Source organism: Geodermatophilus sp. SYSU D00698, from assembly GCF_054050335.1.
The window spans coordinates 110,174-133,307 of the sequence record NZ_JBJGZD010000011.1 but is presented as its reverse complement, the minus strand read 5'-3'; the positions used below and the strand labels follow the sequence as shown (position 1 = coordinate 133,307).

General features: G+C 78.0%; 19 protein-coding genes. 5 read left to right on the top strand and 14 right to left on the bottom strand.

Annotation, left to right across the window (positions count from 1 at the left end):
- Positions 1–298: 298 nt before the first annotated feature.
- From ACI8AB_RS12380 to mraZ, 11 genes are all read right to left on the bottom strand, one after another.
- Positions 299–1,087, bottom strand: coding sequence for a cell division protein FtsQ/DivIB (locus tag ACI8AB_RS12380; protein WP_456950367.1), 789 nt, complete (start codon positions 1,085–1,087; stop codon positions 299–301).
- On the bottom strand, positions 1,084–2,529 hold the full coding sequence (murC, locus tag ACI8AB_RS12375; RefSeq protein WP_456950366.1) for a UDP-N-acetylmuramate--L-alanine ligase: 1,446 nt from the start codon (positions 2,527–2,529) through the stop codon (positions 1,084–1,086). Before murC ends, ACI8AB_RS12380 begins: the two co-directional genes overlap by 4 nt.
- Entirely contained in the window at positions 2,519–3,619 is a 1,101-nt protein-coding gene (murG, locus tag ACI8AB_RS12370; protein WP_456950365.1) for an undecaprenyldiphospho-muramoylpentapeptide beta-N-acetylglucosaminyltransferase, read from the bottom strand. Before murG ends, murC begins: the two co-directional genes overlap by 11 nt.
- Positions 3,616–5,118, bottom strand: coding sequence for a putative lipid II flippase FtsW (gene ftsW / locus ACI8AB_RS12365; protein WP_456950364.1), 1,503 nt, complete (start codon positions 5,116–5,118; stop codon positions 3,616–3,618). The genes murG and ftsW overlap by 4 nt, the downstream gene beginning before the upstream one ends.
- 158 nt (positions 5,119–5,276) lie before the next feature.
- Entirely contained in the window at positions 5,277–6,356 is a 1,080-nt protein-coding gene (mraY, locus tag ACI8AB_RS12360) for a phospho-N-acetylmuramoyl-pentapeptide-transferase (RefSeq protein ID WP_387994433.1), read from the bottom strand.
- Complete coding sequence (locus tag ACI8AB_RS12355; protein WP_456950363.1) at positions 6,353–7,777, bottom strand: UDP-N-acetylmuramoyl-tripeptide--D-alanyl-D-alanine ligase; 1,425 nt, start codon at positions 7,775–7,777, stop codon at positions 6,353–6,355. Before ACI8AB_RS12355 ends, mraY begins: the two co-directional genes overlap by 4 nt.
- Complete coding sequence (locus tag ACI8AB_RS12350; RefSeq protein WP_456950362.1) at positions 7,774–9,318, bottom strand: UDP-N-acetylmuramoyl-L-alanyl-D-glutamate--2,6-diaminopimelate ligase; 1,545 nt, start codon at positions 9,316–9,318, stop codon at positions 7,774–7,776. The genes ACI8AB_RS12355 and ACI8AB_RS12350 overlap by 4 nt, the downstream gene beginning before the upstream one ends.
- 65 nt (positions 9,319–9,383) lie before the next feature.
- Positions 9,384–11,330, bottom strand: a complete 1,947-nt coding sequence (locus tag ACI8AB_RS12345) for a peptidoglycan D,D-transpeptidase FtsI family protein (protein ID WP_456950361.1) — start codon at positions 11,328–11,330, stop codon at positions 9,384–9,386.
- Positions 11,331–11,332: 2 nt separating this feature from the next.
- A complete protein-coding gene (locus ACI8AB_RS12340) occupies positions 11,333–11,917 on the bottom strand; it encodes a hypothetical protein (protein ID WP_456950360.1) in 585 nt (194 codons plus the stop codon).
- Positions 11,914–12,876, bottom strand: a complete 963-nt coding sequence (rsmH, locus tag ACI8AB_RS12335; protein ID WP_456950359.1) for a 16S rRNA (cytosine(1402)-N(4))-methyltransferase RsmH — start codon at positions 12,874–12,876, stop codon at positions 11,914–11,916. The genes ACI8AB_RS12340 and rsmH overlap by 4 nt, the downstream gene beginning before the upstream one ends.
- Before the next feature lie 390 nt (positions 12,877–13,266).
- Positions 13,267–13,701: a division/cell wall cluster transcriptional repressor MraZ gene (gene mraZ / locus ACI8AB_RS12330; RefSeq protein ID WP_387994466.1), complete on the bottom strand. Its 435-nt coding sequence runs from the start codon at positions 13,699–13,701 to the stop codon at positions 13,267–13,269.
- A 317-nt stretch (positions 13,702–14,018) separates the two neighbouring features.
- Between mraZ and ACI8AB_RS12325 the strand changes: the two genes are divergently transcribed.
- From ACI8AB_RS12325 to ACI8AB_RS12315, 3 genes are read left to right on the top strand one after another with little or no spacing between them, the layout of a single operon-like run.
- Complete coding sequence (locus tag ACI8AB_RS12325; RefSeq protein WP_456950358.1) at positions 14,019–15,002, top strand: AAA family ATPase; 984 nt, start codon at positions 14,019–14,021, stop codon at positions 15,000–15,002.
- Between the two features lie 17 nt (positions 15,003–15,019).
- Positions 15,020–16,423, top strand: a complete 1,404-nt coding sequence (locus ACI8AB_RS12320; protein ID WP_456950357.1) for a DUF58 domain-containing protein — start codon at positions 15,020–15,022, stop codon at positions 16,421–16,423.
- Positions 16,420–18,852, top strand: a complete 2,433-nt coding sequence (locus ACI8AB_RS12315; RefSeq protein WP_456950356.1) for a transglutaminase family protein — start codon at positions 16,420–16,422, stop codon at positions 18,850–18,852. Before ACI8AB_RS12320 ends, ACI8AB_RS12315 begins: the two co-directional genes overlap by 4 nt.
- 30 nt (positions 18,853–18,882) lie before the next feature.
- On the opposite strand, the gene ACI8AB_RS12310 is transcribed toward ACI8AB_RS12315, so the two are convergent.
- The 3 genes from ACI8AB_RS12310 to dinB form a co-directional block, all read right to left on the bottom strand.
- A complete protein-coding gene (locus tag ACI8AB_RS12310) occupies positions 18,883–19,335 on the bottom strand; it encodes a cupin domain-containing protein (protein ID WP_456950355.1) in 453 nt (150 codons plus the stop codon).
- Positions 19,336–19,393: 58 nt separating this feature from the next.
- Entirely contained in the window at positions 19,394–19,822 is a 429-nt protein-coding gene (locus tag ACI8AB_RS12305) for a DUF3040 domain-containing protein (RefSeq protein WP_387994028.1), read from the bottom strand.
- A 136-nt stretch (positions 19,823–19,958) separates the two neighbouring features.
- Complete coding sequence (gene dinB, locus ACI8AB_RS12300; protein WP_456950354.1) at positions 19,959–21,131, bottom strand: DNA polymerase IV; 1,173 nt, start codon at positions 21,129–21,131, stop codon at positions 19,959–19,961.
- 230 nt (positions 21,132–21,361) lie between these two features.
- Between dinB and ACI8AB_RS12295 the strand changes: the two genes are divergently transcribed.
- Both ACI8AB_RS12295 and ACI8AB_RS12290 read left to right on the top strand, forming a co-directional pair.
- Complete coding sequence (locus ACI8AB_RS12295) at positions 21,362–21,715, top strand: BatC protein (protein ID WP_456950353.1); 354 nt, start codon at positions 21,362–21,364, stop codon at positions 21,713–21,715.
- A 287-nt stretch (positions 21,716–22,002) separates the two neighbouring features.
- Entirely contained in the window at positions 22,003–23,127 is a 1,125-nt protein-coding gene (locus ACI8AB_RS12290) for a cupin domain-containing protein (RefSeq protein WP_456950352.1), read from the top strand.
- Positions 23,128–23,134: the final 7 nt, after the last annotated feature.

Genomic DNA, 23,134 nt, shown 5'->3' with positions numbered 1-23,134 from the left:
GGACGAAGTTAGGTGGGCCGCGTCGGGCCCTACAAGCACCCTCCCCGGCCCGGCGTGTCGCCAGGGCGACACCCCACCGTCACCTGACGACCCCGGTGTCACAACTGCACCACCGTCGGTGACGACCCGCCTGTCGCAGGCCTCATCCCGAGGTCGAGACCCGGGACGCCGGCGGCACGGAGGTGAATCTGACCCGTGCAGCGTGTCGGGCGTGTCGCGAGGACCGGCGTGTCGGCGGCGCGCCGCTCCGGCTGCCGTCCGCGAACGGCCGCACACGGAGCGCGAGCGGTCCGCCGGCTCAGCGCAGGACGACGGCGCGTGGCGAGCTGACGTCGATCGTCGTCGCCGGCTCGATCACCCCGGACGCGACCTGGTCCAGCAGCGCGACCACCGCCGCGGCCTTCGTGTCGGCGCCGTCCGCGCCGCCCCAGACGACGGTGGTGCCGTCGGCGAGGGCGAGCGTCACGTCCTCGCCGGTGGTGGCCTGCACGCCGGTGACCCGCCCGCGGACGTCGGCCGGCAGCGACACGAGCGCACTGAGCGCGGCGCGGGTGGCCGGGTCGTCCGGGCCCGGCGTGGCGACGTCGAGCGGGACGACGCCGTCGGGCACCTCGCCGGTGACGGTGTCGAACGGCACACCGTCGCGGTCGACCAGGGAGCGCGTGCCGGCCTGCTCGACGACGGCGACCGGCCGCCGCTCGACCACGGTCACCACGACGCTGCGCGGCCAGCCGCGGGTGACCGTGACGTCGGCCACCTGCGGCAGCCGGGCCACCCGCGCGGCGGCGGCGTCGGTGTCGACCCGCAGCAGCGGCGTGCCCTCCTGGACGCCCGCGGCGGTGCGCACCTGCTCGGCGGTGAGCGTGGTGGCGCCGTCGACGCGGACGGTCCGCACGGCCAGCAGCGGGCTGGCCCACACGGCCCAGCCCGCCGCGGCGACGAGCACGAGCGCGACCGCGGCTCCCAGGACGCGACGGCGGCGTCGGTCGGCCGGGCTGTCCCGCCGGCGTCGGCGGCGGGCCGGCCGGGCGACGTCGGCCGGGACCCCGCGCTCCCGGTCGGCGGTCGTCAGGCCGGTGCGGCTCACCGCGCCGCACCCTCCGCGCCGGCGGCCCCGCCACCGAGGGCGGTGAGCACCTCGGGGCCGAGCATCGAGACGTTGCCGGCGCCCATGGTGATGACCACGTCGCCGGGGCGGGCGCGGTCGGCGAGCGCCGGGGCGGCCGCCGACCAGGACGGCTCGAAGGCCACCCGGTCGGGCGGCAGCGGCACGGCGTCGGCGACCAGCGCGCCGGTGACGCCGGGCACCGGGTCCTCCCGGGCGCCGTAGACGTCCATCACCACCACCTCGTCGGCCAGGCCCAGGGCCTCGCCGAAGGCGCCGGCGAACTCGCGGGTGCGGCTGTACAGGTGCGGCTGGAACGCCACGACCACCCTCCCCTCCCCCGCCACCGCACGGGCGGCGTGCAGCTGGGCGGTCACCTCGGTTGGGTGGTGGGCGTAGTCGTCGTAGACCCGGACGCCGGCGGCGACGCCCTTGAGCTCGAACCGGCGGTGCACCCCGCCGAAGCGCTCGAGCCCGGTGACCAGCCCGTCGGCGGGCAGGCCGAGCCCGAGCCCGGCCAGCAGCGCGGCGGCGCTGTTGCGGGCCATGTGCTCGCCGGGCACCCGGATCCGGACCCGGCCGAGCACCGCGCCGTCGAGGACCGCGGTCCAGCTCGTGGCGTCGGGGCCGACGTCGAGGTCGACGATCCGCAGGTCGGCGTCCTCGGCGGTGCCGTAGGTGCGCACCCGGGCCGGCGTCGGGACGCCGCGCAGCCGGGCCGAGCCGGGGTCGTCGGCGCACAGGACGACGAACCCGGCGGGGTCCACCGTGCCGAGGAACCGGTCGAAGGCCGCCTCGACCGCGGCGAGGTCGCCGTAGTTGTCCAGGTGGTCGGCCTCGACGTTGGTGACGATCGCGCCGTGCGGGGCCAGCAGCAGGAACGAGCGGTCGCTCTCGTCGGCCTCGGCGACGAAGACGTCGCCCTCCCCCGCGTGCGCGTTGCTGCCCGACTCGTTGAGCGTGCCGCCGATGGCGAACGACGCGTCGACGCCGCAGGCCTGTACGGCGACGGTCAGCATCGAGGTGGTCGAGGTCTTGCCGTGGGTGCCGGCGACGGCGACGCTGCGCCGCCCGGCCATCACCGCGGCCAGCGCCACCGCGCGCGGCAGCACCCGCAGCCCGCGGGCGCGTGCGGCGGCCAGCTCCGGGTTGTCCTCCCGGATCGCGGAGGAGACGACGACGCTGTCGGCGTCGCCGAGGTGCGCGGCGTCGTGCCCGACCTCCACCCGGGCGCCGAGGGCCCGCAGCGCCAGCAGGGTCGGGGTGTCGCGCCGGTCGCTGCCGGAGACGGGCACCCCGCGGGCCAGCAGGATGCGGGCGATGCCGCTCATGCCGGCGCCGCCGATGCCGATGAAGTGCACCGCGCCGAGCTGCTCCAGCGAGGGCACCGGCCCGGACCACGCGGCGGTCGCGTCAGCGGTCACCGCTCGCCACCTCCAGGACGATGTCGGCCAGCCGCTCGTCCGCGTCGGGGACCCCGGCCGCGGCGGCGTGCGCGGCGTACCCCGACAGCGCCGCGGGGTCGGTGAGCAGGGGCAGCAGGGTCGCCTCGATCCAGGCGGGCGAGAGGTCGGCGTCGTCGACCAGGAGCCCGCCGCCGGCCTCGACCACCGGCAGGGCGTTGCGCCGCTGCTCGCCGTTGCCGATGGGCAGCGGCACGAACGCCGCGGGCAGGCCGACCGCGGACAGCTCGGCCACGGTCACCGCGCCCGAGCGGCACAGCGCCAGGTCCGCGGCTGCGTAGGCGAGGTCCATCCGCTCCAGGTAGTCGACGACGACGTAGGGCGCGGCGCCGGCCGGCCGCGGCGGCACCTCGACGTCGGTGTTCTTCGGGCCGCGGGCGTGCAGCACCTGCACCCCGGCGGCGGTGAGCGCGTCGGCCGCGGCGACCGCCGCCCGGTTGAGCGAGGCCGCGCCCTGCGAGCCGCCGAACACCAGCAGCGTGGGCCGGTCGGCGTCCAGGCCGAAGGCGGCGCGCGCCTCGGCGCGGCGGGCGGCGCGGTCCAGGCCGCTGATCGCCGTCCGCAGCGGCATGCCGACGTGCTCGCCGCGGTGCAGCGGCGTGCCGGGCACGGTCACCGCCACCCGGGCGGCGATCCGCGCGCCGATCCGGTTGGCCAGCCCGGGCAGCGCGTTCTGCTCGTGCACGACCACCGGCACGCCGGCCCGCCGCGCGGCCAGGTAGGCCGGCAGCGCGACGTAGCCGCCGAACCCGACGACGACGTCGGCGGCGAGCTCGTCGAGCAGCGCGCGGGTGTCGCGGACCGAGCGGCGCACCCGGCCGGGCACGCGCAGCAGGTCCAGCGTGGGCTTGCGCGGCAGCGGGACCGGCGGGATCAGCCGCAGGTCGTAGCCGCGCGCGGGCACCAGCCGGGTCTCCATGCCGCGGGCGGTGCCCAGGCAGGTGACCCGCAGGCCGGGGTCCCGCCGCCGCAGGGCGTCGGCCAGGGCCAGCATCGGCTCGATGTGCCCGCCGGTGCCGCCGCCGGCGAGGACGACCGACGGCGCGCTCACCGGGACCGTCCCGGACGGTCGGCGGGGCGCACCGGGCGGTCGGCCGGGCGCACGGGGCCGCGGTCGGCGGGCCGGGCGGGCACCCGGTCGCGGTCGGGGCGGCGCGCGGGCGGGGGCGGCACCCGGCGCTCGGCCGGGCGGTCCTCGGCGGGCCGGCGCACGGGGTGGGCCTCCACCGGGCGGCGGGGCACCGGGCGGGGCGCGCGCCCGGGCCGGGACCGGGGCGGCCGGACCGGGTCGACGGCGTGGGCGGGGACGGGCAGCAGCCAGCGGGCGAGGCGGCCGCGGGGGGTGCGGCGCAGGTGCTCGATGGCGTCGGGCTCGGATCGGGCGAAGCGGATGAGGAGTCCCACGATGAAGAGGGTGAGCACCAGCGAGGTGCCACCGGCGGAGACCAGCGGCAGCGTGACCCCGGTGACCGGGAGCAGGCCCACCACGTAGCCCATGTTCAGGGCCGCCTGGCCGACCAGCCAGACGGTGATCGCCACGCTGGCCAGCGACACGAAGCGGTCGGTGGCGCGGCAGGCGATGCGGAAGCCGGCGTAGGCCAGCACCGCGTAGAGGGTGATCACGACCAGGCAGCCGAGGAAGCCGAGCTCCTCGCCGATGATCGCGAAGATGTAGTCCGACTCGGCCTCGGGCAGCAGGTTCCACTTCATGGCGCTGTTGCCCAGGCCCACCCCCCACAGGCCGCCGTTGGCCAGCGCGTAGAAGCCGCGGATGGCCTGGAAGCCGGTGTCGGTGGGGTCGTCGAAGGGGTGGAGGAACGCGGTGATCCGCTCCATCCGGTACGGCTCGGCCACGACCAGCAGCACCACGCCGGTGACCACGGTCGCGCCGCCTACCGCCCACAGCCGCCAGGGCATGCCCCCGGCGTAGAGCAGGCCCGAGACCACGAGCAGCAGGCTGATCACGGCGCCGAAGTCCGGCTCGAGCATGAGGAGCAGGGACAGCAGGCCGAACACCGGCAGCAGCGGGAGCAGCAGCGTCTTCACCGTGAGGTGCCGCCCGTGCACGGCCAGCACGTGCGCCCCCCACAGGGAGACGACGAGCTTGGACAGCTCGGAGGGCTGGAAGTCGGTGAACCCGAGGCTGATCCACGCCCGCGAGCCGTTGTACTCCACGCCGATGCCCGGGACCAGCACGGCCACCAGCAGCACGACGACGACCAGCAGCGCGACCGGCGACCAGCGCCGCACCAGCCCGGCCGGCAGCCGCACCGCGACGCCGAGGGCGACCAGGCCGAGCGCGGCGAACAGCAGCTGGTCCACGCCCGGGCGCCAGGCCGGCTGGTCGGCCAGCGCGGCCTCGATCGCCGAGGCGGAGAAGACCATGACCAGCCCGATGGCCAGCAGCAGCCCGGCCGCGCCGATCACCAGGTGGCAGCTGGTCATCGGCCCGTCGAGCCAGGCCGGCCCACGCAGCCGCCGGCGCGCCGCGGCCACGGGCACCCGGCGGGCCGTGCGCCGGGGGCGGGTGGACTCGCTCCGGCCGTCCATCCCGCCATCGTCGCCGCTGCGCCCGCGCAGCAGGAGCACCGGCGGCGCGTGTCGCGTCCGGTCGTCGCCGACCGGGCCCCGCGGTGAGGTGCCGGAGCGGCCCCCTCGCAGGGGCCCGCGCCGAGCGTGCGAGGCGTGGGGGGCGAGGCGGTCCCTTCTCACAGCCCGGTGACGGAGAGCCAGTCGGCGTAGAACAGGCCGAGCCCGAAGGCCACGGCCATCCCGGTCACCAGCCAGAACCGCACGATGACGGTGTTCTCCGCCCACCCGGCGAGCTCGAAGTGGTGGTGCAGCGGGGCCATCCGGAACACCCGCCGCCGGGTGGCGCGGAAGAAGGCCACCTGGATGACCACCGACAGCGTCACCGCGACGAACAGGCCGCCGAGGACGATGAGCAGCAGCTCGGTGCGGGTGACCACGGCCAGGCCCGCGAGCAGGCCGCCGAGGGCCAGCGACCCGGTGTCGCCCATGAAGATCCGCGCCGGGCTGGTGTTCCACCACAGGAAGCCCAGGCACGCGCCGAGCCCGGCGGCGGCGACCAGCGTGACGTCGAGCGGGTCGCGCACCTGGTAGCAGCCGTCGACCAGCTCGCCGGAGCAGTCGTGGGTGAACTGCCAGAACGAGATGATCGTGTAGGCGCCGCAGACCATCGCCGAGCAGCCGGCCGCCAGCCCGTCCAGGCCGTCGGTCAGGTTCACCGCGTTGGAGAACCCGGCGATGAACAGGTAGGCGAGGACCACGAAGCCGACCGAGCCGAGGAACAGCGGGTCGATGTCGCGGACGAAGGAGACGAACTCCGACGCCGGGGTGACCCCGGCCTCGTCCGGGAAGTTGATCGCGAGCACCGCGAACGCGACGCCGACCACCAGCTGCCCGACCAGCTTCGAGGTCTTGTTGAGCCCGAGGCTGCGCCGGAAGCGGATCTTCAGGTAGTCGTCGAGGAACCCGACGGTGCCCAGGCCCACCATGAGGAACAGCACCAGCAGGCCGCTGGCGGTCACCCCGCGGTTGGGCTGCCCGATGAGGAACAGGTGGGAGATCAGGTAGCCGCCGACCGTCGCCCCGACGATGACGGTGCCGCCCATGGTGGGCGTGCCCTTCTTCGACAGGTGGCTCTCGGGGCCGTCGTCGCGGATCTCCTGCCCGAACCCGCGCCGGCGGAAGGCCCGCACCGCCAGCGGGGTGCACAGGATCGAGATGAACAGCCCGAAGGCCGCGGCGATGAGGACGGACTTCACGCGCCTGCCCCGGCGGTCAGCAGGCCGTCGGCCAGGACCTCCAGCCCGTGGGCCCGGCTGGCCTTCACCAGCACGACGTCACCGGGCACCAGCACCTCCGAGAGCAGGTCGAGAGCGGCCGCTCGGTCGGGCACGGACGCGACCTGCGGCCCGGGGCCCTCCCCGTGGCGGGCACCGGCGGCCGTGGCACCCGACACCATCCCTACCGCATCGGGTCCGACGGCGACGAGCAGGTCGACCCCGGCGCCGACCGCGTCGCGGCCCAGCCGCTCGTGCTCGGCGCCGGCGTCGGGGCCGAGCTCGGCCATCCCGCCGAGGACGGCGACCCGCCGGGTCGCGGGCAGCCCGGCGAGGGCGGCCAGCGCGGCGCGCATGGACTCGGGGTTGGCGTTGTAGGCGTCGTTGACGACGGTCACGCCGTCGGCGCGGCGGGTGACCTCCATGCGCCAGCGGCTGCGCGGCTCGGCGGCCGACAGCGCCTGCGCCACGGCGGCGGGGGTCATGCCGGCGGCGAGCGCGGCGGCCGCCGCCGACAGCGCGTTGGCCACCTGGTGCCCGCCGACCACCTGCAGCGCGACCGGGTGCTCCTCCCCGCCGGCGACGAGGGTGAAGCGGGCGCGGGCGGCGTCGTCCAGGGTGACGCCGGTGGCGCGGACGTCGGCGCCGTCGGACCGGCCGGTGGTGACCACCCGGGCGCGGGTGCGCGGCGCCATGCCGGCCACCCGCGGGTCGTCGGCGTTGAGGACGGCGGTGCCGGTCTCCGGCAGCGCCTCCACCAGCTCGCCCTTGGCCTGCGCGATGACGTCGGCCGAGCCGAACTCGCCGAGGTGGGCGGAGCCGACGTTGAGCACCACGCCGACGTCGGGGCGGGCGACCGCGCACAGCCGGGCGATGTGCCCGACGCCGCGCGCGCCCATCTCCAGCACCAGGTGGCGGGTGCCCTCGTCGGCGGACAGCACGGTCAGCGGCAGGCCGATGTCGTTGTTGAACGAGCCGGGCGGGCTGACCGTCGGGCCGGCGGCGGCGAGCACCTGGCCGAGGAGGTCCTTGGTGGAGGTCTTGCCCGAGGAGCCGGTGATGCCGATCGTCAGCAACCCGTCTGCCCGCGGCCCGCCCGCGGCCAGCCGGGCGTGCACCGCGGCGGCCAGCCGGCCCAGGGCGTCCACCGTGTCGTCGACGACGAGCGCCGGCAGCGGACCGCCGGGGCGGGTGGTGAGCGCGGCGACGGCGCCGGACGTGGCCGCGGCGTCGAGGAACTCGTGCCCGTCGACCCGCTCGCCGGCGACCGCGACGAACAGGTCGCCGGCGGCGACGGTGCGGGAGTCGAGGGTGACGCCGGTGACGGTCGCCGCCGGGTCGGCGGCGGGCGTCAGCGCGGCGCCGACGGCCTCTGCGACCTCGGCGAGGGTCAGGGCGATCACCGGCGGGCCGCCCCGGCGGCCGCCGCGGTGAGGACCTCGCGCAGCACCGCGCGGTCGTCGAACGGCGTCACGGTGCCGGCGACCTCCTGCCCCGTCTCGTGTCCCTTGCCGGCGACCAGGACGGTGTCCCCGGGCCGCGCCAGCTCCACCGCGCGGGCGATGGCCGCCCGGCGGTCGCCGATCTCCTCCACGCTGCCGCGCCGCTCCGCCGGCACGCCCGCGAGGACGGCGGCGCGGATGGCGGCCGGGTCCTCCGAGCGCGGGTTGTCGTCGGTGACGACGAGGTGGTCGCTGCCGAGCGCCGCGGCGGCGCCCATCGCGGGGCGCTTGCCGGGGTCGCGGTCGCCGCCACAGCCGAGCACGGTCACCAGCCTGCCGGTCGTGGCGCCGCGCAGCGCGGCGAGCGCCGAGGCGACGGCGTCGGGGGTGTGCGCGTAGTCGACCACCGCGGTGAAGGGCTGGCCGGCGTCGACCGGCTCCATCCGCCCGGGCACGACGGCGGTGGCGATCCCCTCCAGCGCCGCGGCCACCGGCACGCCGACGGCGTCGAGCAGCGCGACGGCGAGCGCGGCGTTGGTGACGTTGAACCGGCCGGGCAGCCGCACGCGGGCGGGCCACGTGCCGCCGGGGCCGGTGAGGGTGAACACCGAGCCGCCGTCGGGGGCCGGCGCGACGTCGGCGGCGGTCCAGTCGGCCGGGTTCCCCTCGGCGGACACGGTGACCGCGCGCCCGCCGAGCATCCCGGCCAGGCGGCGGCCGTGCCCGTCGTCGACCACGACGACCTCGCGGGCGGCGCGGCCGTCGAACAGCAGCGCCTTGGCCCGGAAGTAGTCCTCGAGGTCGCGGTGGAAGTCGAGGTGGTCCTGGCTGAGGTTGGTGAACCCGGCCGCGGCGAACGGGACGCCACCGACCCGGCCCTGCACCAGCGCGTGGCTGGAGACCTCCATGACCACGGTGTCGACGCCGGACTCGGCCATGGTGGCGAGCAGCGCGTGCAGCACGGGCGCCTCGGGCGTGGTGCGGACGCTGGGGAAGGCGGTCTCGGCGCCGCGGGCGCGGGTGCGGGTCTGCACGGTGCCGATCAGCCCGGTGCCGTGCCCGGCGGCGGCCAGGCCCGCCTCGACCAGGTACGCCGTCGTCGTCTTGCCGTTGGTGCCGGTGATGCCGACGACCGGCAGCCGGCGGGCCGGCTCGCCGTAGACGCGCGCGGCGACGTCGCCGAGCAGCGCGCGCGGCGCGTCGACGACGCACACCGGCAGGCCCGTGGCCACCGCCTGGTCGCGGCCGGCGGGGTCGGTGAGGACGGCGACCGCGCCGCGGCCGGCGGCGTCGGCAGCGAAGCGCGCGCCGTGCGTGCGGGCGCCGGGCAGGGCCGCGTAGAGGTCGCCCGGCCGCACCTCGGGGGTGGCCAGGGTCACGCCGCGCACCGGCGTGGCGGGGTCGCCCTGCACGGGGTCGCCCACGAGGTCGCGCAGCGCGCTGAGGGCGAGCGGGCGGGTCCCCGCAGGCCGGGGCACCGACCCGGTTCCGGTCGGGCTCACGTCTGGCCAATCTACCGTCGGCACCCGCCCGTCCCGCGCACCCGCACGGCCTCGGCGGTGCGCGACTAGTCCCCTGCGGGGCCGCCGGTCGCGGCCTCGGCGAGGTCCTCGCCGGTGAGCGCGAAGTCCGGCCGCGGCGTCCCCGACGGCACCACGCCGCGCTCGGTGAGCACGTAGCGCATGACGTCGGCGAACACGGGTGCCGCGACCTGGCCGCCCTCGGCGGAGCTGCTGGGCCGCTCGAGCTCGACGGCGACGACGTACTGCGGGTCGTCGGCGGGGGCGAACCCGACGAACGTCGTCACGTAGCCGCCGCCCGCGTAGCAGCCGCACTCGGGGTTGGCCCGCTGCGCCGTCCCGGTCTTGCCGGCCACCCGGTAGCCCTCGACCTCGCCCAGCGGCGCGGTGCCGCCCGGGCCGACGACGGCCTCGAGCATGTGGGCGAGGTCGTCGGCGGTGGCCTCGCTGACCACGCGGGTGGGCTCGGGCGCGTCCGGCGTCGACGTCGTCCCGTCGGGGGCGGTCACCGAGGCGACCACCCGCGGGGGGACGCGGACGCCGCCGTTGGCGATCGTCTGGAAGACCGAGGCCATCTGCAGCGTCGTCACCGACACGCCCTGGCCGATGGCGATGTTCGCGGCCCGGCTGGCCTCCCACTCGTCGGAGGCGGCGAGGAGGCCGCCGCTCTCGCCGGGCAGCTCGACGCCGGTCTCCTCCCCCACCCCGAAGGCGCGCAGGTAGCGCTCGAGCGTGGCGTCGCCGACCTCGCGGGCGAGCATGATCGTGCCCACGTTGCTGGACTTGGCGAGGATGCCGGTGACCGTCCAGTCGACCGGGGCGTGGTCGTGGGCGTCGGTGACGACGGCGTCGCCGGCCTGGATGTGGCCGTTGACGTTCAGCACCCGGTCCGGGGTGGCCTTCCCCTCCTCGACGGCGGCGGCCAGGGTCACCGCCTTCATCACCGAGCCGGGCTCGAAGATGCTGGACACCGCGGGGTTGCCCAGCAGCTCGGGGTCGGTGCTGCCGGCCTGGGAGGGGTCGTAGCCGGGGCAGGAGCCCATCGCGACCACCTGGCCGGTGTGCGCGTCGAGCACCACGGCCGAGGCCCGGGTGGTGGCGCCGTCGGAGCAGGCCTCCGCGAGCCGCTGCTCGGTCGTGAACTGGACGTCCTGGTCGAGGGTCAGCTCGACGGTGCTGCCGTCGGTGGCCGGCGTGGACTCGTCGATGCCCGAGGGGATCGGGTGGCCGCCGCTGCCGACCTCCACCCGCCGCATGCCGTCGGTGCCGCCGAGCTCGTCCTGGAACCGCTGCTCGATCCCGGCCAGCCCGTCGCCGTCGCGGCCGACGAAGCCGACGACCTGGCCGCCCACGGCCCCGGTCGGGTAGAGCCGCACCGGGTCGTCCTCGAAGACGATGCCGGCGAGACCCAGGGCGTCGATGGCGTCGACGGTCTCCGGCGAGACCTGGCGGGCGAGGACGACGTAGCGGCCGTCGCGGCCGAGCAGCTCGGTGAGCTCGGGCACCGGCACGTCGAGCAGGGCGGTGAGCGCGAGCGCGGTGCGCTCGGGGTCCTCCACGACGGTGGGGTCGGCGACGACCCGGGAGGCGTCGACGGTGTAGGCGAACGGGTGGCCGTCGCGGTCGACGATCGCCCCGCGGAGGGCGGAGATCGGGTACTCGGCGAGCCGGTCCTGCTCGGCGGCGTTGGCGTAGTCGGCGCCGTCCACGCCCTGCAGCAGCACCAGCTTGCCGGTGACGAGCAGCAGCGGGACGACGACGAGCACCAGTCCCCACCGGAGCCGCTTGGCGCCCATCCGCAGCGGCCGGCCCACCCGGCGGCTGCCCGGGGCGCGCCGCGGCACGAAGGCGCCCGAGCGGGGCAGCGGCTCCCGCGCGCCGCGGGGCCCACCGGCGCGCGGGACGGGTCGGGGCACCGCGCCCCGGCCGCCGCGGGCGGCGGTGCGCGGGGCGGCGCGGCGGGCGGGCTGGGGACCGCGGGCGGGCGGGAGCACGCTCAGCCCTCGTCCCCGGCCGCGGCGGGGTCCGGGGCCGGCTCCGGGGTCCCGCGCAGGGTGGCGCTGCCGTCGGCGCCGATCACCAGGTGCCCGGCCGCGCCGGCCGGGACCAGGCCCGCGGCGACGGCGGCCGCGGCCAGCTGCACCGGCGTGCTGCCGGAGACGACCTGCTGCTCCAGCTCCTGCACCTCCTCGGCCTTCTCGGCGTTGGCGTTGCGCAGCTCGGTGGCCCGCAGCGAGTTGACCGCGATGGAGGTGTTGAGCACCAGCAGGCCGATGGTGGTGAGCACCAGCAGCGCGACGACCAGCAGCGCGAACGGCGCCCGGCGCCGGGCCGCCGCGGAGCGGGTGCGCGCCGCGCCGCCGGGCAGCAGCCGCAGCTCGGGGGCCGTGGTGCGGGCCGTGGTGCGGGCCGTGGTGCGGGCCGCCGTCCGGGAGGTCCCCACCCGGGGCGCGGGGCCGGTGGTGCGGGTGCGGGCCGGCCGCGAGGGCAGCGCCCGCAGCGGGCGGGAGGGCAGGGTCCGGGCGACCCGCTCCCCCGGTGCCGACGGCTCGGTGCGCGACGCGCGCGCGGCGGCGCTCACGCCGGCCGCCGGATGCGCTCGGCGGCGCGGACGCGGGCCGACGCCGCGCGCGGGTTGGCGGCGACCTCGTCGTCGGTGGGGCCCTCGCCGCCGCGGGTGAGCAGCCGCAGCACGGGGCCGTACTCGGGCAGCCGGACGGGCAGCTCCGGCGGCGTGCGGTCGGTGGCACCGGCGGCGAGGGTCTGCTTCACGATGCGGTCCTCGAGCGAGTGGAAGGTGATGACGGCGATCCGGCCGCCCACGGCGAGGGCGTCCAGCGCCGCGGGCAGGGCCCGCTGCAGCGCACCGAGCTCGTCGTTGACCTCGATCCGCAGCGCCTGGAAGGTCCGCTTCGCCGGGTTGCCGCCGGTGCGGCGGGTGGCGGCGGGGATGGAGTCGCGCACCAGGTGGGCCAGCCGCTCGGTGCGCGTGAACGGCTCGCGCGCCCGCTCGCGCACGATCGCCGCGGCGATCCGGGAGGCGAAGCGCTCCTCCCCGTACACCCGCAGCACGCGGGTGAGCTCGGCCGCGGAGTAGGTGTTGACGACGTCGGCGGCGGTGCGCGGCGCGCCCGGGTCCATCCGCATGTCCAGCGGCCCGTCGGCGGCGTAGCTGAACCCGCGGTCGGCGCGGTCGAGCTGCAGCGAGGAGACGCCGAGGTCGAACAGGACCGCCTGCACCTCGGCCAGGCCCAGGCCCCCGAGCACCTCGGGCAGCTCGTCGAAGACGGCGGGCACGAGGGTGACGCGGTCGGTGTGGCCGGCGGCGGCGATGCGGGCTGCGGCCTCGGCGCGGGCGTGCGGGTCGCGGTCCAGTCCGACCAGGCGCAGCCCGGGGTGGGCGTCGAGCAGGGCCAGCGAGTGCCCGGCCAGCCCCAGGGTGGCGTCGACCAGCACGGCCCCGTCGGCGGCGCAGGCCGGGCCGAGCAGGTCGGTGACGCGGTCGAGGAGGACGGGGACGTGGACGGCCGGTGCGCTCACGTCGTCCTCCTCGCGGGTCGGGCCCGGCGGGGCGGGCAGGGCGGGTGTCTCATGGTGGCGCGGACGGCGCTCCGGCTGGGGGAGCCGGCCGGGCGTGCCGCGCGGGGAACGGCGCCGCGGGCCCGGGGAGGGAGCCGGCGGGGTGGCCCGGGGAAAGGGAGACCCCCGCCCCCGCGGTGCCGCCTGGCGCCGGGGAAGAGCGTCAGGAGGCGGCCGCGGGAGCGGGGGTCGCCGGATGCCGGTGGCCGGTCCGACCGGCGGCGGGGAACGCCGCCTGCGCACGGGGTCCGAGCCGCGGGGAAGACGGTTCGGGCCGCACCCGGTCGAGCCGCGGGGAAGTCGGCTCGCGGACGGGCGCGCGCGGGGGTCGGGGCGACCGGCGGGACGGGGTCAGGACAGCGTGGGCATCCCCTCGCTCTCCATGGCGGCGAAGGCCGCCTCCTGCTCCTCCACGTAGGCGTCCCACGTGGCCTGGTCCCAGATCTCGAAGCGGGTGTCGACACCCACGACGACCACGTCGCGGTCGAGGCCGGCGTACTGGCGCAGGTTGGCCGGGATGGTGATGCGGCCGGCCTTGTCGGGCTCGACCTCGACCATCGACCCGAAGCTCATGCGGGCGCGCATCCGGGCCTCGGCGGTGTCGGCGGGGGCCATGCTGGCGGCGGCGCGGCTCTGCTCGGCGACCCGGGCCATGGTCAGGCCGTAGACGCAGCGCTCCTGGCCCTTCTTGATCACCATGCCGTCGGCCACCTGGTCGCGGAACCGGACGGGGAGCGCGAGCCGGCCCTTCTCGTCGAGGCGCAGGGCGAAGCTGCCGACGAACACCGGATCACCTCCCCCATGTGGTCCTCCTCGTGTCCTCCGCGGACCCGGGACGGGCCCTGGCTCCCCACCGCGCCACACACTAACCCACTACGCCCCACCAGACACCACTCGACACCATGTCGTGACCCACCCGCTCCACCCGTTGGCGTGCAGGTCAGGGGCGCGGGGACGGCGGGGGGCGGCCGGGTGGGGCACGGTGGGGGGACGGCCCACCGGGAGGGGTCGCGGGGGCCGTCGTGGTGGGGACCCGGGAGGGGCCCGGTGGGGGCGGTGCGCGGACACGTTGCGGACCGCTCCGGGCACGTACCGTGGGCCGGGTGACCGACACCATGCGTGCGGCGGGCGGGACGGCGGGGCTGCCGGTGGACGTCGCCGCGGAGGGCGCGCGGATCGCGGCCAACGTGTCCCGCGTCGTCCAGGGCAAGCCCGACGTCGTCCGCCTCGCCCTCGTGGTGCTGCTCGCCGAGGGCCACCTGCTGGTGGAGGACGTGCCCGGGACCGGCAAGACGACGCTGGCCAAGGCGCTGGCCGGCTCGATCGACGCCAGCGTGCGGCGCATCCAGTTCACCCCCGACCTGCTGCCGAGCGACGTCACCGGCGTGGCCGTCTACGACCAGGAGACCCGGGCCTTCGAGTTCAAGCCCGGCGCGGTCTTCGCCAACGTCGTCGTCGCCGACGAGATCAACCGGGCCTCGCCCAAGACGCAGTCGGCGCTGCTGGAGTGCATGGAGGAGCGGCAGGTCACCGTCGACGGCGTCAGTTACGAGCTGGCCCGGCCGTTCCTGGTGATGGCCACCCAGAACCCGGTGGAGATGGAGGGCACCTACCCCCTCCCCGAGGCCCAGCGCGACCGGTTCACCGCGCGGGTCTCGATGGGCTACCCCGACCGCGAGGCCGAGGTCGCCATGCTCGACGACCGCGGCACCGCCGACCCGCTGGCCTCCCTTGCGCCGGTGGCCGACGCCGGCACGGTGCGCGCGCTGGTGACGGCGGTGCAGTCGCTGCACGTCTCCGACGCGATCCGCCGCTACGTCGTCGCGCTGGTCGAGGCCACCCGCCGCTCCCCCGAGCTGCGGCTGGGCGCCTCCCCGCGGGCCGGGCTGCAGCTGCTGCGCACCGCCCGCGCGTCGGCGGCGCTGTCCGGCCGCGACCACGTGCTCCCCGACGACGTGCAGGCGATGGCCGTCCCGGTGCTCGCCCACCGGCTGCTGCTCACCGCCGACGCCGCGGCCGCGCGCCGCACCGCCGAGCAGGTGGTCACCGCCCTGCTGTCCACCGTGCCCGTCCTCCGCGGGCGCTGACCGCCGTGGGTGGGCCGTTGCGCACGGCGCTGACCTCGCTCACCCTCCGCGGCCGCTGCCTGGTCGCCGCGGGGGCCACCCTGCTCGGGCTCGGCGCGCTGCTCGGCGAGCGGCCGCTGGTGCAGATCGCCGTCTTCGTGCTCGCGCTGCCGCTGGTGTCGGCGGTCGCCGTCGCCCGGCAGCGGTTCCGCGTCGGCGTCCGGCGCACCGTGTCGCCGTCTCGGGTGCCGCGCGGCCAGGACGCCGAGGTGCTGCTCGAGGTGACCAACGCCGACCGGCGGACGGGACGGCTGTGGCTGCTGTCCGAGCACCTGCCGCCCGAGCTGGGCCGTTCCCCCTCGTTCGTCGTCGAGCGGCTGCCCGCCGCCGCGACCGCCGGCATGCGGTACCGGGTGGCCGGCGCCCGCCGCGGCCGGTTCCGGCTCGGCCCGCTGCGGCTGCGCCTGGTCGACCCCTTCGGGCTGGTGCAGCGCACCACCAGCGGCACCGACGGCGCGCCGCTGGTGGTCGTGCCGCGGGTCCGGCCGCTGGGGCCCGGTGGCCCGGGCGGCGGGCACGGAGGCGGCGGCGAGGGCGCCCGCCGCTCGATCGCGGTGCACGGCGAGGACGACGTGAGCACCCGCGCGTACCGGCACGGCGACGACCTGCGGAAGGTGCACTGGCGGGCCACCGCCCGCACCGGCGAGCTCATGGTCCGGCTGGAGGAGCGGCCCTGGCGCGCCCAGGCGGCGCTGCTGCTCGACACCCGCACCCGCGCCCACCTGCTCACCCGCGCCGCCGGCCCGGGACCGGTCGCCGGCGGCGCCGTCCCCGGCCCGCCCGGTGACCCGACGCCGCCGCAGGACAGCCTCGAGTGGCTGGTGGAGGCCGCGGCGAGCATCGGCACCGCGCTGGCACGGCGGGGGGCGGCGCTGCGCGTGGTCACCACCGCCGGCGAGCTCACCCCCACCGCGCCGGACGGCGGCCGCGCCGCCCCCGCCGCGCGGGCGGCCCTGGGACCGGGCGAGCTGCTGGACCGGCTGGCCACGCTCGGCCCCGGCCGCGGCACCGGCCTGGGACCGGCCGCGGAGCTCCTGCACCGCGTGGCGGGCGAGGGCCCGGTCGTCGCGCTGCTCGGCGCGGTCGGCCCCGACGACCTCACCGAGCTCGTCGCCGCGCGCTCGGGCCCGTCCGCCGACGTCGCGGTCCTGCTCGACGTGGCCAGCTGGGCCGATCCCGGCGCCCGCAGCAAGCGCGGGCTGTCGGCCACGGCGCGCGCGGCGCTGACCGCCCAGCTGGAGCAGTCCGCGACGCTGCTGCGCGGCGCGGGCTGGCAGGTCGTCGTCGCCGGCTCCTCGTGCACCGTCGAGGCCGTGTGGGCCGACCTCGCCCCGGCCTCCGCCGGGGTCCGGGGCGGCGGCGTCCTGGGGGTGCCGGCGTGACCACGCTCGCCCCGCCGCCGCCCCCGGTCCGGTCCGGCCGGCCGGTCCCGCCGCCGGTCCCCGCCCCCCCGCCGGCGCCCGTGCCGCCGGGCACGCTGTCCCGCGAGGGCGGCACGACGCTGGCCGCCGCGGTCGCCACCGCGCTGGGCAGCTGCGCCCTGGCGCCGGTCTTCACCCGCCCGGCCTGGGCGCCGCCGGCGCTGGCGGCGATCGCGGTGGTCGCCCTCACCGGGCTGGCGCTGCGCGCGGCCGGGCCGGCGCTGTGGGCGTGGGCGTCCGGCGGCCGGGCGCTGCCCGCCCGCGCCGGCGCCGCCGGCGTCCCGCTGGTGCCGCTGGGCCAGCTGGCCGCCCTGCTCTGCCTGATGACGGCGCTGTTCGCCCCCGGCGACGCGATCGGCGGCTGGCTGCCCACCCCCGGCTCCCTCGGCGACCTCGCCGCGGTGCTCACCGACGGCTCGGCCGAGATCCGCGAGCAGTCCACACCGGCGCTGCCGCTGACCGGCCTGCTCACGCTCACCGTGCTGCTGGTCGGGATCGTCGCCGTCGTCGTCGACCTGATCGCCGTCGGCGGTCGGCAGCCGGCCCTCGCCGGGCTGGGGCTGCTGGTCCTGTTCTGCGTGCCGGTCAGCACGGTCACCGGCAGCATCGGGCTGACGGCGGTCGCGGCCCCGGCCGCGGGGCTGGCGCTGCTGCTGTGGGCCGACCAGGCGCGGCGGCTGGCCGCGCGGGCCGGGCGGCGCGGCGGCGCCGGCGGGCTCGCCGCGACCGGCACCGCCGCGCTGGCCCTGGCCGCCGCCCTGGTGGGCGGCAGCGTGGTGCCGACCCTGCCCGAGGGCCGGGTGGTCGCCGGCTTCGGTCCCGGGGGCGGCGGCGGGTCGACCGGCACCGCACTCGACGCGGCCGCGGCGCTGCAGGGCCAGCTCACGCTGCCCCAGCCGATCGACCTGCTGCGGTTCGACGCCTCGGTCCTGGACCCCGGCTACCTGCGCGTGGTGACCCTCGACGTCTACAGCGCCGAGGACGGCTGGACGGTGGGCAACCTCGACGGCGAGACGTCGGTGGGGCAGCCCGACGACCTCGCGCCGCTGCCCGGGCGCCGCGACGGCCGGCGGGTCGAGGCCACGATCACCGCGGTCGGCCACGACGACCGTTTCCTGCCGGTGCTCACCTCCCCCCTGACGGTGGAGATCGCCGACCCCGGGGCCTGGCGGTTCGACCCCACCACCGGCACCGTCTTCGGCCGCGACGTCACCACCGCGGCCCAGAGCTACCGGGTCACCGCCGTCGAGGCCCGCCCCACCGAGGACGACCTGCGCGCCGCCGGCGAGGTGCCGCCCGGCTCGCCGGTGCGCGAGCGCGACACCGCGCTGCCGCCGCTGGACCCCGCCGTCACCGACCTGGTCGCGAGCCTCACCGCGGGCGCGGCCACCCCCTACGACGCGGTGCGCGCCATCCAGGGCCACTTCTCCCGCGCGAACGGCTTCGTCTACAGCCTCGCGACCCGGCCGGGCACCAGCGGCGACGACCTCGTCGACTTCCTGCAGCTCAAGCAGGGCTACTGCGAGCAGTACGCCGGGGCGATGGCCGCCATGGTGCGGGCCGCGGGCATCCCCGCCCGGGTCGCGCTGGGCTACACGCCCGGCCGGGTGCAGCCCGGCGGCGGGCGACTGGTCACCAGCGACGACGCGCACGCCTGGGTCGAGGTGTACTTCGACGACCTCGGCTGGGTGCCGTTCGACCCCACCCCGATCGACAGCGAGCGCGCCGTCGACCTGCCGTGGGCGCCGCGGCCGGCCGACCAGGAGGTGCTCGAGCGCCCGCAGGACGTCCCGACCGCGCCGACCGCGCCGCAGAGCGTCCCGACGCCGCAGCAGGACCGGGTGGACGGCGCCACCCCGCAGGGCACGACGGCCGCGCAGACGTCGTCGGCGCGGCCGGTGCTGGTCGCCGCCGGCGTGCTGCTGGGGCTGGCCGCGCTGCTGGCCGCTCCGGCCGGCGCCCGCGCGCTGCAGCGGCGCCGCCGGGTGGCCGGCGGGAGCCCCGCCGCGCTGTGGGACGAGCTCGCCGCGACCGCGCGGGACCTGGGCCTGCCCTGGGACCCCGCGCAGACCCCGCGGCAGCAGGCGGCGGCGCTGACCCGCACCCTCGACGGCGTCGCGGTCGCGGGGGGCGCGCACCGGGCCGGCGTCCCCGACGCGGCCGACGCGGTCGGGCGGCTGGCCCGGGCGGAGGAGGCGGCCAGCTACGGCCGCCCCGGCGCGCCCGCCGACCCGTCCCTGGGCGCCGCGCTGACCCGGGCGCGGCGGGGGCTGACCGCGGCGGCGGCGCCGCGGGCCCGGCTGCGGGCGCTGCTGTGGCCCGCGTCGCTGGGCGACGCGCTCGCGGCCGCGGTCACCGCGAGGCTCCCCCGCCGGAACCCCGCCGCCTGAGCCCGCCCCGCCGGTCCCGGGCCGGCGGGGCTACGGCCGGGCCGCCCGGACCGAGGCGCCGTGCCGGTCGATGGCCACGACCGGCTCGTCCCCCACCACCCAGGCGTCGTGCCCCGGCGGCAGCGACGTGACCTCACCGGGACCGGACTCGATCTCGGTGCCGTCGGCCATCACGACGTGGATGCGGCCGGAGACCTGGTACTGCTGGTGCGGGGCCTGGCACAGGTCCGCGCCGGCCACCGGCCGGACGTGCTCGGACCACCGCCAGCCGGGCTGGACGGTGATGCGGCCGACCTCGGCGCCGCCGGCCAGGTGCAGCAGCTCCAGCCGCCAGTTCTCACCCTGCCGGACCTCGTCGGGGCGGTCGAAGGACAGGTGCTCCAGGGGCTGTGTCTGCGTCGTCCGGACTCCCCCTCCCGATCGGCTCGTGGGGCAGGCCCCATCGTCCTCGTCCCCCCGGGACGGGTCGGCTCCCGCGGCCACGGGAACGGCGACGGCCGCCGTCCCGGGTGGGACGGCGGCCGTCGCGGGGTCTCGCGGGCTACTGGTCGTAGCGGCGGCGGAAGCGCTCCTCGAGCCGGTTCTTCAGCGGCTGCTTGCGGGGCCTGCCGCCCCGGCCGCGGCCGCCCTGCGCGCCGCGGGCACCGGCCGGGCCGGTCTCGACGGCGCCGGTGGCCGAGCGGTAGTTGAGGACGCCGAGCGCGGCGCCGCCGAACATGACGAGGAACCCGAGGACGCCCAGCGGCACGGACGGGACGACGGCACCACCGACGAGGACGGCCAGGCCCACCACGACCAGCAGCGCACCGAGCTGCAGCTTCCGCCGCGCCCTGAGCCTGCGGTCGCCGGTGCGGACGGAGGAGGCGAACTTGGGATCGTCGTCGACGAGGGCGCGCTCGATCTGCTCCAGCAGTCGCTGCTCGTGCTCGGAGAGCGGCACCGAGACCTCCAGGTGGGCGGAGCCAGACACCGCCGGGTCCGTACCCGGTGGTGACACCGAGGATACGAGCCGTCGGCGGGGTGCGAAAGGCGAGTGCGCGGCGACCCGCCGTACCGCCGTCGTGACCACCCCTCCGGGGGGTCCCCGGGCGGTCCCCGGGCCCGTCTCAGCGCACCCGGCGGTCGCGGTCGCGGTGCAGCAGGGTGGCCGGCCGCACCGCGCCGGCGCCGAACCGGCGGGCGGCCCGGTCGGCGGCCAGCTCGGCGTCGCGGCGGCCGTGCTCGCGGGCGCCGAGCTCCAGCTGGCGGGGCGCCTGGCCGGCCGGGACCAGCCGCTCGGCCCGCACGCCGACCAGCCGGATCCGCGCCCGGTCCAGCCCGAGGGCGTCGAACAGGGCGCGCGCGGTCTCGTACACGTCCTGTCCGACGTCGGTGGGGACGCCGAGGGTGCGGCTGCGGGTGAGGGTGGTGAAGTCGGCGAAGCGGACCTTGATGCTCACCGTGCGGGTCAGCCAGCCGCCCGCGCGCAGCCGGGCCGCCGTCCGCTCGGACAGCCGCAGCAGCTCCCGGTGGACGACCGCGGGGTCGTCGACGTCGGTGGGGAAGGTCTCCTCGTGCCCGGTCGACCGCTCCGGCTCGTCGGGCACCACCCGGCGGGGGTCGCGGCCCCAGGCGAGCTCGTGCAGGTGGCCGCCGGCGGCGGGGCCCAGCGCCCGCTGCAGGGTGCGCGCCGGGACGTGCGCGAGGTCGCCGACGGTGCGCAGCCCCAGCCGCAGCAGCACCTGCTCGGTCTTCGCGCCCACACCCCACAGGGCGCCGACCGGCAGCGGGTGCAGGAAGTCGATGACCTCGGCCGGGCGGACGACGAGCAGCCCGTCGGGCTTGGCGTGGGTGGAGGCGAGCTTGGCCACGAACTTGGTGCCGGCCACGCCGACGGAGCAGGTGATGCCCTGCTCGTCGAAGACGCGGGCGCGCAGGTACTCCCCGATCTCGGCGGCGTCGCCCAGCCGGCGCCCGGCCCCGCCGACGTCGAGGAAGGCCTCGTCCAGGCTCAGCGGCTCCACCAGCGGGGTCACCGACCGGAACAGCGCCATGACCGCGCGGGACACCTCGGCGTACAGCGCCGTGTCCCCCGGCAGCACGGTCGCCGTCGGGCACAGGCGCAGCGCCCGCGCCGTCGGCATGGCGGCGTGCACGCCGTACGCGCGGGCCTCGTAGGTGGCCGAGGTGACCACCCCGCGGTTGCCCGCGCCGCCGACGATGACCGGCGTGCCGGCGAGCTCGGGGTGACGGCGGACCTCCACGCTGGCGAAGAACGCGTCCATGTCGACGTGCAGCACCGCGCACCCCTCGGCACGCCCCCCCGACGACCCCACGCGACCTCCCCGTTCGAACACGTGTTCGGAGACTAGCGGCCCTCCCCGAGAGGCGGCGCGCCGTCCCCGGCGTGTCCGGGCGCCTCGGGAAGACGCTGGTCGGCGCATGTGTGACCGGCCCACGGGCGAGGTAGGTGGGACACCACCGACCGCCGTCCGGCGGACGGTCCCGACCCGGATCCCGGAGGAGCCCGATGGCGCTCGACGACGACGACATGACCAGCACGGAGGGTCCGGCCGACAGCGGAGCCGGCGAGGGCACGCCCGGCCAGCACGACGGCGGCGCCGACGGCGGTGCCGACAGCGGCGCGGGCCACGGCCCGGCCGACGGTGGCGCGGCCGGCGGCGGTGCCGACGGCGGTGCCGACGGCGGCGCGGACGGCGGTGCGGACGGTGGCGCCGACGGCGGTGCCGACGGCGGCGCGGACGGCGGTGCGGACGGCGGTGCGGACGGTGGCGCCGACGGCGGCGCGGACGGTGGCGCCGATGGCGGTGCCGATGGCGGTGCCGACGGCGGTGCCGACGGTGGCGCGGACGGTTCGGCCTGAGCCAGGACCCGACCGCCGCGGGGCCGGGCGGGGCTGACGCCCGCCCGGCCCTGCGCCGGTGCACGCACCTCGACCCCGCGGTCTTCGCCGAGCAGTACTGGTCCCGCCGCCCGCTGCTCGCCCGCGCCGAGGACACCGGGGAGTCGTTCACCGACCTGCTGACGCTGACCGACGTCGACGAGCTGCTGTCGCGGCGCGGCCTGCGCACGCCGTTCCTGCGCATCGCCAAGGACGGCGCCGTCGTCGACACCCAGCGGTTCACCACCTCCGGGGGCGCCGGCGCCGAGGTGGCCGACCAGGTCTCCTCCGACGCCGTCCTGCGGCTGTTCGCCGACGGCAGCACCGTGGTCCTGCAGGGCCTGCACCGGCTGTGGCCGCCGCTGATCGAGTTCGCCGACCAGCTCGCCGCCGACCTGGGGCACCCCACGCAGGTCAACGCGTACGTCACGCCGCCGTCCTCGCGCGGGTTCAGCCCGCACTACGACGTCCACGACGTCTTCGTGCTGCAGGTGGCCGGCGAGAAGCACTGGACCGTCCACGAGCCGGTGCTCGAGGAGCCGCTGCGCACCCAGCCGTGGACCGACCGCCGGGCCGCCGTCGCCGCGGCCGCCGGGCGCGAGCCGGTGGTCGACGCCGTGCTGCGCCCGGGCGACACCCTCTACCTGCCGCGCGGCTACCTGCACTCGGCGGTCGCGCTCGGGCGGACCAGCGCACACCTGACCATCGGCGTGCACTCGGTGACCCGCTGGGCCGCGGCCGAGTCCGCGCTGGACCTGGTGCGGGTGCTGGCCGCCGAGGACCGGGAGCTGCGCCGCGCCCTGCCGCTGGGCCTGGACCTGTCCGACCCGGCGTCGGTCCGCGACGACGTCGCCACGGTCGTGACCGCGCTGCAGGAGTGGCTGGGCCGGGTGGACCCCGGCGAGGTCGCCGAGCGGCTGCGCTCGCGGACCTGGTCGCAGGTGCGCCCCGAGCCGGTGGCGCCGCTGGCCCAGGCCACCGCGGCGGCCGCACTCACCCCGGACACCGTGCTGCGGCTGCGCCGCCGGCTGCGCTGCGCGCTGCGGGAGGCCCCGGCCACCGCCGAGGGCGAGCGGGTGGCGCTGCTGGCCGGCCGCCGCCGGCTGGAGTTCCCCGCCTCGACCCGCGCCGCGCTGGAGGGGCTGCTGGCCGCCGGCGAGCTCAAGGTCGCCGACCTGGCCGGCCTCGACGCCGACGACCGCCTCGTCCTCGCCCGCCGGCTGGTCACCGAGTCGATCGCGCTCGTCGCCGACGCGGCGGTGCAGGGCGCGCACGGGTTCGACGGCGTCCCGGCCACCGCCCCCGAGCCGGGCCCGCACGGACCGGGCGCCCCGGCGCCCGACGCCGGCGGGGACGATGGGGAGCGTGCCGACGCCCTCGGGACCGGGTCGTGACCCCGTC